The organism is Paenibacillus sp. FJAT-27812 (assembly GCF_001273905.1).
Lineage (GTDB): Bacteria > Bacillota > Bacilli > Paenibacillales > Paenibacillaceae > Pristimantibacillus.
The window spans coordinates 5,738,146-5,751,267 of record NZ_LIGH01000001.1 but is presented as its reverse complement, the minus strand read 5'-3'; the positions used below and the strand labels follow the sequence as shown (position 1 = coordinate 5,751,267).

16 protein-coding genes are annotated in these 13,122 nt (G+C 47.3%); 10 read left to right on the top strand and 6 right to left on the bottom strand.

Translation table 11 applies throughout. The features are described from left to right. Positions 1-17: 17 nt before the first annotated feature. Positions 18-797 (bottom strand): SDR family NAD(P)-dependent oxidoreductase, encoded by a 780-nt coding sequence (locus ADU23_RS24435; protein WP_053376132.1) that lies wholly within the window; start codon positions 795-797, stop codon positions 18-20. Positions 798-980: 183 nt separating this feature from the next. Here ADU23_RS24435 and ADU23_RS24430 point away from each other — a divergent pair, with 183 nt between their 5' ends. Further along, complete coding sequence (locus ADU23_RS24430) at positions 981-1,496, top strand: hypothetical protein (RefSeq protein WP_053376131.1); 516 nt, start codon at positions 981-983, stop codon at positions 1,494-1,496. A gap of 80 nt (positions 1,497-1,576) precedes the next feature. Here ADU23_RS24430 and ADU23_RS24425 read toward each other — a convergent pair whose 3' ends face one another. Then, positions 1,577-2,107: a PCYCGC motif-containing (lipo)protein gene (locus ADU23_RS24425; RefSeq protein ID WP_053376130.1), complete on the bottom strand. Its 531-nt coding sequence runs from the start codon at positions 2,105-2,107 to the stop codon at positions 1,577-1,579. A gap of 151 nt (positions 2,108-2,258) precedes the next feature. Here ADU23_RS24425 and ADU23_RS24420 point away from each other — a divergent pair, with 151 nt between their 5' ends. The 3 genes from ADU23_RS24420 to ADU23_RS24410 all read left to right on the top strand — a co-directional run bounded on the left by ADU23_RS24420 (position 2,259) and on the right by ADU23_RS24410 (position 5,306). After that, positions 2,259-3,266, top strand: a complete 1,008-nt coding sequence (locus ADU23_RS24420) for an SDR family oxidoreductase (RefSeq protein ID WP_053376129.1) — start codon at positions 2,259-2,261, stop codon at positions 3,264-3,266. Between the two features lie 286 nt (positions 3,267-3,552). Continuing rightward, complete coding sequence (locus tag ADU23_RS24415) at positions 3,553-4,701, top strand: glucosaminidase domain-containing protein (RefSeq protein WP_053376128.1); 1,149 nt, start codon at positions 3,553-3,555, stop codon at positions 4,699-4,701. 77 nt (positions 4,702-4,778) lie between these two features. Beyond that, entirely contained in the window at positions 4,779-5,306 is a 528-nt protein-coding gene (locus tag ADU23_RS24410) for a hypothetical protein (protein ID WP_053376127.1), read from the top strand. Positions 5,307-5,377: 71 nt separating this feature from the next. Here the strand turns inward: ADU23_RS24410 and ADU23_RS33320 are convergent, their stop codons facing one another. Then, entirely contained in the window at positions 5,378-5,524 is a 147-nt protein-coding gene (locus ADU23_RS33320; RefSeq protein WP_176707668.1) for a hypothetical protein, read from the bottom strand. Positions 5,525-5,688: 164 nt separating this feature from the next. On the opposite strand from ADU23_RS33320, the gene ADU23_RS24405 reads away from it, so the two are divergent. Further along, positions 5,689-6,069 (top strand): spore germination protein, encoded by a 381-nt coding sequence (locus ADU23_RS24405; RefSeq protein WP_053376126.1) that lies wholly within the window; start codon positions 5,689-5,691, stop codon positions 6,067-6,069. A 239-nt stretch (positions 6,070-6,308) separates the two neighbouring features. Here the strand turns inward: ADU23_RS24405 and trhO are convergent, their stop codons facing one another. After that, positions 6,309-7,208 carry an oxygen-dependent tRNA uridine(34) hydroxylase TrhO gene (trhO, locus tag ADU23_RS24400; protein ID WP_053377809.1) on the bottom strand — a complete coding sequence of 300 codons (900 nt, stop codon included), beginning with the start codon at positions 7,206-7,208 and terminating at the stop codon, positions 6,309-6,311. Positions 7,209-7,432: 224 nt separating this feature from the next. Between trhO and ADU23_RS24395 the strand changes: the two genes are divergently transcribed. Next, entirely contained in the window at positions 7,433-7,657 is a 225-nt protein-coding gene (locus ADU23_RS24395; RefSeq protein ID WP_053376125.1) for an S-layer homology domain-containing protein, read from the top strand. A 69-nt stretch (positions 7,658-7,726) separates the two neighbouring features. Here ADU23_RS24395 and ADU23_RS24390 read toward each other — a convergent pair whose 3' ends face one another. Continuing rightward, positions 7,727-8,065, bottom strand: coding sequence for a winged helix-turn-helix transcriptional regulator (locus ADU23_RS24390; protein WP_053376124.1), 339 nt, complete (start codon positions 8,063-8,065; stop codon positions 7,727-7,729). Positions 8,066-8,230: 165 nt separating this feature from the next. Here ADU23_RS24390 and ADU23_RS24385 point away from each other — a divergent pair, with 165 nt between their 5' ends. Beyond that, entirely contained in the window at positions 8,231-9,253 is a 1,023-nt protein-coding gene (locus ADU23_RS24385) for an NADH:flavin oxidoreductase/NADH oxidase (protein WP_053376123.1), read from the top strand. Between the two features lie 49 nt (positions 9,254-9,302). Here the strand turns inward: ADU23_RS24385 and ADU23_RS24380 are convergent, their stop codons facing one another. Next, positions 9,303-10,181 (bottom strand): LysR family transcriptional regulator, encoded by an 879-nt coding sequence (locus tag ADU23_RS24380; RefSeq protein ID WP_053376122.1) that lies wholly within the window; start codon positions 10,179-10,181, stop codon positions 9,303-9,305. 116 nt (positions 10,182-10,297) lie between these two features. Here ADU23_RS24380 and aroC point away from each other — a divergent pair, with 116 nt between their 5' ends. From aroC to ADU23_RS24365, 3 genes are all read left to right on the top strand, one after another. After that, positions 10,298-11,353, top strand: coding sequence for a chorismate synthase (aroC, locus tag ADU23_RS24375; RefSeq protein WP_053376121.1), 1,056 nt, complete (start codon positions 10,298-10,300; stop codon positions 11,351-11,353). A 110-nt stretch (positions 11,354-11,463) separates the two neighbouring features. Further along, positions 11,464-12,432: a 2-hydroxyacid dehydrogenase gene (locus ADU23_RS24370; RefSeq protein WP_053376120.1), complete on the top strand. Its 969-nt coding sequence runs from the start codon at positions 11,464-11,466 to the stop codon at positions 12,430-12,432. 148 nt (positions 12,433-12,580) lie between these two features. After that, a complete protein-coding gene (locus ADU23_RS24365) occupies positions 12,581-13,117 on the top strand; it encodes a GNAT family N-acetyltransferase (RefSeq protein ID WP_053376119.1) in 537 nt (178 codons plus the stop codon). The last annotated feature ends 5 nt before the right edge of the window (positions 13,118-13,122 follow it).

Genomic DNA, 13,122 nt, shown 5'->3' with positions numbered 1-13,122 from the left:
CGCCTCCTTGCCGGCTGTTAAGGTCGCTTCATCTTGAAGTTCATGTAATGCAGCAGAAAGCCGCCATCGAGTCTAATATCTGATCCGTTGATATAGCGCGCCTCGTCCGAGGAGAGGAACATCACTAGCTCAGCTAGATCATCCGCGCTGCCAAGTACGGCATTCGGTATTTTATATTCATAATCGTTATACAGCGTGGAGAGCGTGCTTTCAAAAACCTCATGATCGCCGTCCAGCGGCCCCAGCTCGATTGTATTTACGCTGACGCCGTTCCGGCCTAAGACGAGAGAAGCTTCCTTTGCCAGCATTTTGACCGCGCCTTTGGATACGCTGAAGGTGAATGCGGAGCCCGTTGGCTTCTCGGCGTGAATAGAGGAGACGTAGATGATCTTCCCGGCTTGCTTCTCCATCATCTGCTTGCCTACCTGCTGCGTACAAATAAAAGCTGATTTGGCATTGATGGCCAAGCTTTTTGTAAAAACCTCTTCATCGCCAAATTCAATCGAGCTTTGGTAAACTTCCTTATTGTTGTGGATGAGTACATCAACGGCGCCTAGCTGCTGCTCCGCGAATTGAAGCATGTCCGCGACGTCCGCGGATTTGCAAAGGTCAATATTAACGACTATCGCTTGCGAGCCAGCCTCCTGAACCTGCTCTAGCTCCGAGGTAATTGCAGTGCCTCCCGAACGGCTGTTCAATATAAAATGAGCGCCGCCTTGCGTCAACCGGTTAATGATTGCTTTGCCGCTGATTTGATCCGAATCTGTAATAAAAACGACTTTTTTGTGCAAAAGCATAGATCCCCTCCATTAAGGCAGACATTGGCTGAATAAAAGCCCTTTAGCTTTATCTTAGTGAGTTTGACCCTCGTATGGCGATGCCGTAAAGTTATGATTTTGTTTGTTTTTTTGCAAACGTCATTCCGACTCTCTTATCGTGTTAAAATAGGGATATCATGCCAATTTAAACGGAGGCCGTAAATGAAGAAGCATAAAAAAACGATTCTTTTATCTTTAATTGGGCTTTTTATCGTTCTTGTATATATGCCTGTCCTTATAAGCTATGCAAACTATCGATCCATCAAAGTGAACAATGAAAATACGGATCAATTTATTCATCATTTAGAAGCTGTGGTCCGGGAAAAGGATTCTTTTGAAATGACGGAAGTAACGACTTTTGACTGGGATCAAATGTATATGTTCCCACCTTATTTCTCAAGGGAAGAGATGCAGAAAGCAACGGGGACAAAATGGACCACGGAAACCTCATATCTGGCTTACCTAGCAAATGAATTCATAATGGGCGATTTTCCATTGCTTGATGAATCGGTTCATCAACTTGTGTTTGTAAAAGGGGATGAAGTCGTGCTAGATGTCGTGCTTGACCGGTTTCTAGCAGATTTTACTGCGAGTGATCGGAGGACTGAACGGGAGCAATCCGCATTTGTCATCCAAAAAACGGAGGATCATTTTAAGCGGATAAGCAATGCGAATTAGAGAAGTTTGTAAATAGGAGGGTGACAGTCTAGAACTAAGGCTTCTTGCTCTAGACTGTCGCAAACGTTTCTTGATAGGGATTAGGAAGCAGGAGGAAGCTCCGTTAACGTTGGTTTTGCGTAACCTTCTTTATACGTTTCGTCGATAATTTGGCGGATTCGTTCCGCTTCGACACCGTTTGCTTTCATTGCAGCCGTTGTGACGGCGATTTCAATGCATACGCCGCAGCGGGTGCCGTGATCATCCCAGACGACGGAGCCGTCATCGTTCTGTTCTGCGATAAAGCAGTTCAGATTGCTTTTATGGCCGGCACTTTCGCCGCAGCCGCAGTAACAAGGGATGTAAGGCAAAATATCGGTAACGGTTGCCGCTGTTTTATATGCCGTCTGGACAGTTGCGCTCGCTCCATCCAAAAAAGACGGAAGAACGCTTAGCGATGCGGTCTTCTCTTGCAGATCGCCGGATTCGGTTTGGTGCTGGCCATGCTCCGCATTATGTACTTCCGCTGTTTCATTCGGCTGTTTATCTGAATTCGCTGCGCTGCCGCAGGCGCTTAGCAGCAGGGAGGATAAGACGACGGAGTAGAAGGTCGTTAAAGCTAATCGTTTCAGTTGAAGCCACCCCTTTACTATTTGGTGGCTATATTATATCATTTTCAAATATTAAAAGATTAGCTCATATGGTACTATTAATTGACAATTCAAAGATGATGGATGTAGTTGCTGCGTTCGAATGATTCCATGAAGCAGAGGAGCGAATGTCATGAAGGTATTGTTTATTGGAGGGACAGGCTTAATAAGCGAGGCGGTATCAAAGCTAGCGATTGCACGCGGGATAGAGCTTTATCTCTTTAATAGGGGGAAGCGGGACGATTTTGTGCCAGAAGGCGCAAAGACCATAATCGGTGATATAAGAGATTCGAAGGCGGCGGCAGCTGCACTCGAGGGACATCGGTTCGACGTAGTCGTTGACTGGATTGCGTTCACGCCTGAACATGTAAGCGTAGACATCGAGCTGTTCCGCGGGCGTACCAAGCAATACATATTCATCAGCTCCGCTTCGGCTTACCAGAAACCTCCGCAGCACTATATCATTACGGAGGAAGCGACTCCGCTTGAAAATAAATACTGGCAGTACTCTCGCGACAAAATCGCATGCGAGCAGCTGCTGACCGAAGAACAGGCAGCAACAGGTTTTCCAGTAACGATCGTTAGACCGTCATTTACTTACGGAGACACGATGATTCCTGCCGCGCTAAACAGCTGGCCGCATCCCTGGTCGCTGGTAGCACGAATAAGAGCGGGGCTTCCTGTAATCGTTCACGGAGACGGCTCGTCGCTTTGGACAATGACGCATAATACCGATTTTGCCAAAGGTTTCGTCGGATTGCTCGGCCGGGAAGAAGCGATCGGACAAGCATACCACATAACCTCTGATGAGGTGCTCACTTGGAACCAAATTTATGAAGCGATCGGCGACGCCGCAGGTGCAGTGCCAAAGCTTGTTCATATCTCGTCGGAGTTTCTTATCTCGCATGATCCCGAGCTGGAGGGCGGTCTGCTAGGAGACAAATCGGTAACGAGTGTATTCGATAACAGTAAGATCAAAAGCTTAGTTCCCGAATTCGAAGCGACCGTCTCGTTTGCAGAAGGAATGAAACGCACGGTAGCATGGTTTGAAGCTCATCCGGAGCGCTGTACCGAGGACAAGGAATGGAATGAGCAGATGGATTCGATCATTGCAGCACACGCGTCAGGGTACAAAAAATAGATAGGTAATAGCATGAAAAAGCTCTTATTCTCCAGGGAATAAGAGCTTTTTTGCGTCCGTATTTACGCTCCCAAAAAGCGGAAAAAGCGGAGCGGATTTTGTTAAATTTTTTCTCATAATTAACAAATCCACGGAAAGTGGGTCAAAAACTCGTCTTTTGGAGGACACAGCGACATATAATCTTCACAGACCGTCCACTTTTTCTTTGTACCTGCGAATTTTGCCCGTATAAACCTGCTTATATGGCAACAGGTATATCTCATTAACCTAAGGGAGTGGTAATTTTATGCGAAAAAAGTTGAATCAGCAATTGTTCGTTTACCTGCTTATTTTATCGTTAGTCATTACATTAGGCATGTATGTAAAACCTTTAGATAAAGATGATGATGTCCGCGTGGCAGTGCCTTCGCCGGAAATAGCTGAAGCAGGCTTTAGTCAAATTATGATAGCTGCCCCAAGCGGTAACCAAACCGATCTCTCAAGTCCAGTGACAAGTCCGGCGACAAGTCCGGCGACAAGTCCGGCGACAAGTCCGGCACCTAGTACTGGCAGAATCGATCCAACCCTTCCCTCACCGCTTTCAACAAGCACAGGAGCACCGATCGCTTTGGTCGAACAGCCTCCAAGCATCCCTCCCATAACGCAAGCAGAGCTCGCTGATGAGCCCGCAGTTGCCGAAGAGCAGCCGAATACATATGAGGTTACCGCTTACTATTTGAACGTACGGACAAAACCAACCGCGAAATCAAGCATCGTCAAGGTCGTCGAGCAAGGAACGGCTTTGCGAGTGAAGGCAGAAACCGATAACGGCTGGCTTGAGCTTGAAGACGGAGGATTTATTCATGGCGGCTACGCCAAACAAGTAAAGCAAAAAGGAAAGGTAGCGATATTGTCTATGCCTGCCGCAAGCGATGCCTTACCGGCCCATGCATTCAATGATCGCAGCGTGGAAAGAGCGCTGCAATCCGAACGTATAGATGAGGAAGTCGTGGAAGATCTAAATAAACCAACGTCGATCGTTGAATCTGATTCGGGGCTGACGGAGGAGCATATCGCCAAAATATTTGAAGGCACCGCGCTATCGGGGCATGATTTGGAACAAGCTATCCTTGAAATCGAGGATGAATACGGCATTAACGCTTATTTTACGATTGCCGTCATGAAGCTCGAGAGCGGCAATGGCAAAAGCAAGCTAGCCAAGAGCAAAAATAATTTATTTGGCTTAAATGCGATAGACGGCGATAAATACAACAAAGCGTTCAGCTTTGAAACGAAAGGGGACAGCGTTCGGAAATTCGGACAGCTCCTTTCTAAAAACTACGTCGATAAAGGGCTCACTACGATCGAGAAGGTGGCGCGAAAGTATTGTCCAGCCAATTCGAAATGGTCGGGCTTAGTAAAAAATATAATGAAAAGCGATTATCGAAAGCTCTAGCATGGCATTTTCCGATCAGATATGGTATTTTCATCTCCTAAGTAACTTTCGTATAGGATACATAGGAGGTCATCAGCATGAGTGAAACCGTTCAAAAAATGCCGTTCGGCTATGAGCCGCCAAAGGATGAGCGCAAAGGTACACTCGTCTATTATGATTCATTTGAGCATACGACCGAACGCGAGCTTGATCTTGCGGCTGACCTGGCCAAGGAGCGTTTATTTATGAAGCTGGTTCTCTATCCCTTGCACGAGCAGAGCATCAAACGAATGTCGAAGGAAGAGGTTAGCCCTTTTTATAAACGGGAGGATAAGCTGCATGAATGGAAGCGGGATCGCGGGGAAGCAAGCGTCGTAGTGGAACGACTCGAGGTCAAGCGAAAAAAATATACGCCTATCGATTCTGCTCTAAGACATTTGTCGGAAACGTACCCTAAGCCGCTTTTTCTGCTCATGACCGGTGATATGGCTAATTTATTCGCTTCTTTTTCCTCCTTTGAGGAATGGATCGTCAAAATAAGGCTGGTGCTGACCGAGGAACCGGAGCGGGTGCATCCACGGCTTTTGCAATACAAGCACCGATGGGAGTCCATTGTCCATAAATGAAATAAGTAATAACAAAGAGCTGTCCGTGAGATCAAACTCACGGACAGCTCTTTGTTTGTTCTGCGCCTCAGCTAGCCGGTTGAAGGGCTGTTAGGCACATGGCCTTTTTGATTGCGATTCTCATCTGTCGAGGCAGCGACATTATTTTCCGCTTCTCTGGAGCTTGCTTCAAAAGCCTGATTTTTGCTTGGAATGGACTTGTTTTTGTTGCGAGCCATCGGATAACCTCCACATGCTTGATTGCCCTATACTTTACGGCATGATTAGGTTAACCAAGTTCCGCCTAATTAACCTTCCGTTTCAGAAGGGCTGGATAGAAAACGTAGTTCTGGAAAATAATAAGTAAACTATTCAGCCTATATGAACAAGGGGATTTTAACCGATGAGCGAAACCGTTATGGAAACATGCCAGGTCATACCTTCTCAGTTAGAGCAGTCCCGCCGGCAGGTTGAAGCCTTGCTGGAGAATTGCAGCGATGCAGCCTATATTCATTTCAGGCTTGGGGGAGAAATACCGGGGTTGTTCCTTTATTTTAATAGCTTAACGAACGAGGAACGATTAAATGAAATACGGCTGCAGATGCAAAAGTGGGATTTATCGGATCCAGCGAAGCGCTCTTTGCTTATAGAACAAGAAGTGACAGGCTTTAGCTCCAGTGGAATAGATACCTTTGGCGAAATTATGGATCAGTTGACGCTGGATAACTCGGTATTGCTAGTTGATGGTGCTGCTAAAGCGTTTATTTTCTCGCTTTCCGAATGAGGTAGAAACTGTGCACGTTTTGGCTGGCCAAAGATTTTCAGATGGTGGGGGGATTCATCGCGAGAGCCGGAACGTTTTATATTATTACCGGTTTTTTGCTGTTTCCTTTTGCCGTATATGTGATCTCCGCAATGAAGCAGCGATTTAAGGCTTGAGCAGCCCAAAATCTCGATGTTGATCCCTGTGATGCCAAAACAAAGCCGTGCTTCATCATCGAAGCACGGCTTTTATGTTCTTGCTTAAGCATTTACGCTGACAACATGTTCCTCGCATGCAGTAGAGCAGAAGCCATGTTTGGTTTCTTGGCATTCTTCGCATACGATATGCTGAAGGTGGCAGGAATCATCCGCACAGTTAATGTACGTGTCTGCCGGTTGCTGGCAGTGGTGGCATTTGCCAACGACTACCACTTCATCCGTTTGATTGATCACAACGGAAGTTCGCTCATCAAAGACGTAGCATTTGCCGTCAAACAGCTTGCCTTGCACTTCCTCATCCTTGCCGTAGGTGACAATGCCGCCTTCTAATTGATACACGTCACTGAAACCCTCGCTCATCATGACGCCTGTGAGCTTCTCACAGCGGATTCCGCCAGTACAGTAGGTAAGAATCGGCTTGTCCTTAAACTCCGCCATGTTCTCGCGAAGCCATTCCGGAAATTCCTTGAACGTTTCCAAATCGGGTCTAATCGCATTGCGGAAATGTCCGAGGTCATATTCGTAGTCGCTTCGGCCATCCAGCACGATGACATCTTCTCTTTGCAAATATTCGTGAAACTCTTTAGGAGATAGACGAGTGCCGCTTAGCGTGTTCGGATCCAACGGCTTGTCATAACGAAGCGTAACAAGCTCTTTCTTGTATCGGACAAATATTTTTTTGAAAGCATGCTGGTCGGCTTCATCGATCTTGAATACGATGTCCGCAAATAGCGGGTTGGCACGCAAATGCGCCATGTATTGCTCCGTTTGCTCAACAGTGCCTGAGAGCGTGCCGTTAATGCCTTCATCGGCAATAAGGATACGGCCCTTCACATTTAATTGCTTGCAATATGCAAGATGCTCAGCAGCAAATTGCTCTGCATCAGGTACGGCTACAAATTTATAATACAATAAAATTCGATATGGATTAGCGTCGCTCATCGTAGTCTTTCCTTTCCGGTAAACAAATAAAAACCATACTATATTATAGTTGACTTTACCCGAAAATTCAACCGATAACATTTTCCGAACCTTTTATTGCTAGAAGCCAATATGAAGCGAACGTACATAGAGGAGGGCTTATATGAAAAAAGGGATGATCGTCATTTTATTGTGTTTGCTGCCGGCTGCATGCTCGGCTCCGGACCGCTAGAGAGTCATTAGAAATGTCGAAGCGCGCTCTTCCTATCGATTCCCGGGCGCTATACTATTCAAAAAACCTTAAGAAGCTTCTGCACAGAAGATATCCTGATCATACATTCCGGGCAGGCAACCATAAACTAATCCAAGGCAGAGGAAATAATCGATTTGCGCCGGGAGAATTTGCAACGCGTGCGGAAGCGCTGAAGATCGTGCTTAACTTGCAGGATTATTTAAAAAACGTAATGTAGATGTCTATAACCAAACAACGAAAAGTCTCTACCTGCGAGGTAGAGACTTTTTTTGGCGAGATAAGTTTTTTACAAGGTAAGCCCGAATCGCTTGAGCTCAATAAAAACCGGCTCAAGCCGTTTACCTTTGTCCGTTATGGTGTATTCTACTCTTGGGGGAACCTCCGGATAAATGGTCCGGCTGACGATGCCCTGCTCTTCAAGAACCTTTAAGCGAAGCGACAGCGTCTTGGGACTTATGCCTTCAAGCGATTTCATCAATTCACTGAATCGCAGCGTATGGTCGACCAGCAGATCTCTAATAATGAGAAAGGTCCACTTGTTGCCGATAATGTCCAGCACGTCGCCGATGACGCAAGGGACACCAGGCGTTCCACGCTTTAAAACGAGTGGATTAAGCTCATTCATTGGACCAGCTCCTTCATTATTTTTATGGATAATCCCAAGTATAATACAAAAGTAACTTTTCGGAAACTATGTGAAAAAAAGATCACTACTTTCTTTTATTGATTAACTGTGGTTACATTAGAGCTAGGAAATCTAAATATAGAATCACTCAAAGGAGAGAGTCGCATGACCGTAAAACATTTAAATACACCCTTTACACTCAAAAATCTTGAGCTAAAAAACAGAATCGTTATGGCGCCGATGTGCCAATACTCTGTGGATGCGATGGATGGTTTCCCGAATGAGTGGCATTATGTGCACTACGTATCCCGAGCAGTTGGCGGTGCTGGACTTATTATAATGGAAATGACGGACGTTGATCCAGATGGACGGATCACAAATCATGATCTTGGATTATGGTCAGACGAGCAGGTGCCGGCATTTAAACGAATTATTGATGAAGCACATAAATATGGCGCAAAAGTAGGCATTCAAATTGCGCACGCCGGACGTAAAGCGGAAGACGCGGCGCAGCCTGTCGGCCCATCGGCGATCTCGGCGGGTCCTGAATACAAAACGCCTAAGCCGCTTACTGTCGATGAAATCAAAGTCATCGTGAACCAATTTAAGGATGCAGCTAGAAGAGCGGTTGAAGCGGGCGTCGATACGATTGAAATCCACGGCGCTCACGGCTACTTGGTGCATCAATTCCAATCGCCTGGCATAAATGTCCGCGAAGATGAGTATGGGCAAAATTATGCGAAGTTCGGCATTGAAGTCATCCAAGCGGTGAAAAGCGAGATGCCGGCGGATATGCCGCTTATTTTGCGAATTTCAGCTATCGAATATATGGATAACGGCTATGATCTTAGCCACAGCATTGAACTGAGCAAGCAGTACCTTGAAGCAGGCGTCGATGTGTTCCACGTATCAACAGGCGGCGAAGGACCGGCTGGGACGCGAAAGCCTGGCAATTATCCTGGTTATCAGGTACCATTTGCCCGTGCAATCAAGCAAGCTTTAAACGTTCCGGTTATTGCCGTTGGCATGCTGGAAGATCCGAAGCTGGCTGAAGCAACCATTGCAAGTGAAGATGCGGACTTGGTAGCGGTAGCCCGCGGCATGCTGCGTGATCCGTACTGGGCCATTCATGCGATACAAGCCGTTAAAGGCGAAGTAACGCCGCCGAAGCAATACGGCAGAGCGTAATATGAGATAGAAAGAAGAGCCTCTCTGCATGCGGAGAGGCTCTTTGCCATTAGCGGAGAAGCTCCAGAAAACGGCTGGCGACTAACGGCAAGGAACTGTCACGGCGGATGGCAAAGCCGACGGAGCGATTAGGAATCGGCTGAATCGTACGCAATTGCAGCAGCTTCCCGCTGTCCAGTTCTTCCTTGACGAACGATTGCGTGACGAACGCAGCTCCGTAGCCTCGCCCAGCAAGCTCAATAAGCATGTCCATGCTGCTAAGCTCCATATCGGCCTCGGCTTGCACACCTTGGGCGGTGAACCACTGCTCGACAAATGCTCTTGTACTGCTTCCCTCCGAGAGCAGAAGAAGCGGAATGCGGGAAAGCGCCAGCGCCGTTAAAGGTTCATTCGAATACTGCTGGTAGGCTTGTCCTGCCACGAAGCAGCTCTGAATATCTGTAAGGTGATGAACGTCCAGCTCATGATCAGAAGTAGGCATATGAACAAGCCCAATATCGATCTGGCCGGCTTTTAACCGTGCCCGAATATCCGATGTTTTCCCTTGGGAGAGCCGAATGCGTACGGCAGGATGCTCAGCATGAAAGGTATCAAGCAGGGGCAGAAGCAAATGCTTAATAATAGGACCGCTTGCGCCGATTCGGAGCTCGCCGGCGGAAAGATTTTTTAGAGATTGCAGCCTATGCTCGCCCGCTTGAAGCGCAGTGAAAGATTTTTCAACATATCCAAGCACCTCTTCGCCTTCCGGCGTAAGCTTCACGCCTTTGGACAGCCGGTCAAACAGCTTGACCTCAAGCTGGGCTTCCAATTGCTTTATGGCATAGCTGACCGAAGGCTGCGTAATATGAAGCTCCTGCGCGGCTTTTGTCAAATTGCCTAATTTTGCCGTATGCAAAAATATGCGATACCACTCCATGTTCATTTGCATGATATCAATCCTCTCTATGTCAACAAGTCTATATTTTGATTTCATTTATTTCACTTTCAAAATTATAATGGACATAATACGAATGCGTCAAAGCATAGTCCAGGGAGGAACAAGTAATGGCAGGAAGCACATACGGCAGCAGCTTTAAAATAACAACCTTTGGCGAGTCGCATGGCGAAGCGGTAGGCGTCATCGTAGATGGCGTGACGCCAGGCGTCGAGCTGGATGAACAATATATTCAAACACAAATGGATCGAAGAAAACCCGGTCAGTCCTCAGTTACTTCGCCGCGCAAGGAATATGATATTATCAGCATCCTTTCAGGCATGTTCGAAGGAAAAACGACGGGAACACCGCTTTTTATTATGCTTCACAACAAAGATATGAGGCCTGATGCCTATAGCGATATTCAATACTCTTTTCGCCCAGGCCACGCGGATTATACGTATTTGCAGAAATACGGCCTGCGCGATCACCGCGGAAGCGGGAGAGCTTCGGGTAGAGAGACAGCGGGACGTGTTGCTGGCGGCGCGGTAGCACGCAAGCTTCTCGAAAATAAAGGCATTAGCGTTGTCGCATACACGACGGAAATTGGCGGCATCAAATGCGAAACGTTCCATGAGGACGAAATTGAGAAAAATGCGGTTCGTGCTTGTGACCCGGAAGCGGCTAAGCGTATGATTGAGAAAATCGAGCATTTGGCGTCGGTGGGAGATAGCTGCGGCGGTATCGTGGAATGCAGAATTAAAGGGGTAAAGCCAGGAATTGGCGAGCCCGTATTTGACAAGCTGGACGCCGAGCTTGCGAAGGCGATGCTGTCGATTGGCGCGGTAAAAGGCATCGAATTCGGCGCCGGATTTGCGGCGGCTGAGATGCTGGGCAGCGAGCATAATGACGAGATGAGCAAAGACGGATTTTTAACCAATCATGCGGGCGGCATTATTGGCGGCATTAGCACGGGAGAAGAGATTGTATTTCGGATTGCGGTTAAGCCAACCTCTTCCATTTCTTTACCGCAGAACACCATTGATATTCATGGACAGGAAAAACAGATCGAAACGATTGGCCGCCATGATCCATGTATTTGTCCGCGTATTATTCCCGTCGTCGAAGCGATGGCTTGCATCGTAGTCGAGGATCTTATCAAGCGTCAAGCTGCTATGCATGAATGAATGACAGAGGGAAGCCGTCTGCCAGCCAAGATTAACTTCTTGCGGGCAGCACGCGCTTCCCTCTTCTTATGATATGCTTATAGATGACATAAGCCGAGAGGAGAATGTGAATGAAACCAACTGTTTTTATTGATCGCAAAGTGCCAGCAGAGGTAGAGGCATACATAGCCGAGCATTGCATTATCGATAAGTGGGAAGAAGCGGCTCCAATCCCGCGTACGTTGCTGCACGAAAAACTCGCTAAAGCGAGCGGGCTGCTGACAGCAGGCATGAAAATTGATGCCGAATTGCTGGAGCATGCTCCTCATCTTAAGGTAGTCAGCAGCATAAGCGTAGGGTACAACCATTTTGACCTTGCAGCCATGAAGGAACGGGGTATTATCGGAACGAATACGCCTCATGTATTAAACGATACGGTTGCGGATCTGGCGTTCGCTCTCATACTGGGAACAGCAAGACGCGTTGCCGAGCTTGACCGCTACGTGAAAGACGGACAATGGAAGTCAGGCGACGGCATCAAGCTGTTCGGCACAGATGTTCATCATGCCAAGCTTGGCATCATCGGCATGGGCCGGATCGGCGAAGCCGTTGCGCGGCGCGCTAAGTTTGGTTTTGATATGGAAGTAGTCTATTACAATCGGAGCCGGAAGCCGGAAGCTGAAGAGAAGCTTGGCGTTAAGTATTCAGAACTGCATGAGCTGCTCGCTTCCTCGGACTTTGTTGTGCTGCTGGCGCCTTTAACGGCAGCAACGAACAAGCTAATTGGACAAAACGAGTTTAATATAATGAAACCAAGCTCGATTTTTATTAATATCTCCCGTGGCCAAACCGTAGATGAACAGGCATTAATTGAAGCGCTTCAGTCAGGATCGATCGCAGCTGCCGGTCTGGATGTCTATGAGAAGGAGCCAATCGATGCCGATCATCCGTTTCTAACTATGGCAAACGTGTTGACGCTGCCGCATATCGGCTCTGCTACAACCCAAACGAGATTCGATATGGCGATGCTCGCAGCGCAAAATTTAGTCAGTGCGCTAACAGGACAAACACCTGCTTGTATCGTAGACGAACTCAAATAGGACGAGCGGATTCATTCTTTTTCTTAATCGATCGATAGAAAATCTCTATTGGCTGCCGAGCGAATGGGATGGTAAAGTATAATACATACAAATCCGATAGATAATATTGGCTTTGATGAACCTACCATTCGGCGCAGAGGTGAAATAGATGAGCGAAGTGTATCGTTTAGCTACTATTGAGGATGCAGAGAGGCTGCTGCACGTTACTTATGAGGCATATGTCACAATCAGGGAGCTGGAGCTTAGCTGGCCTGCTGCCCATGCAGATTTGGCACTAATTCAGGATAACATCAAAAATAACGAATGTTATGTCCTTGAGGTTGACGGTGTAATTGCCGCGACGATTACGCTATCGAAAGGCGAAGAGGTAAAGGCGGTTACCGACTTTCCATTCGTGAAGTGGTTTGCCGTAGATCCCGCTTACCAAGGTTCCGGATTGGGCGACAAGCTGTTGACTTGGGTGGAGCAAAACATTATCCAAGGCAAGGTAGGAGCAGCAGCCGTCACGCTGGCAACCGCTGAGAAGCATCCTTGGCTGCTTCCTATGTATGAACGCAGAGGCTATGAGCGCATTCATGTGTTCGACTTCAATAACGGCGACGGCCCGATGCATCTCTTAAGAAAGATCGTTAGCCCAGCTTTGTATGAGAGCTATTTATCTAATCAATCAAGCCAAACGGTTTGAGAACG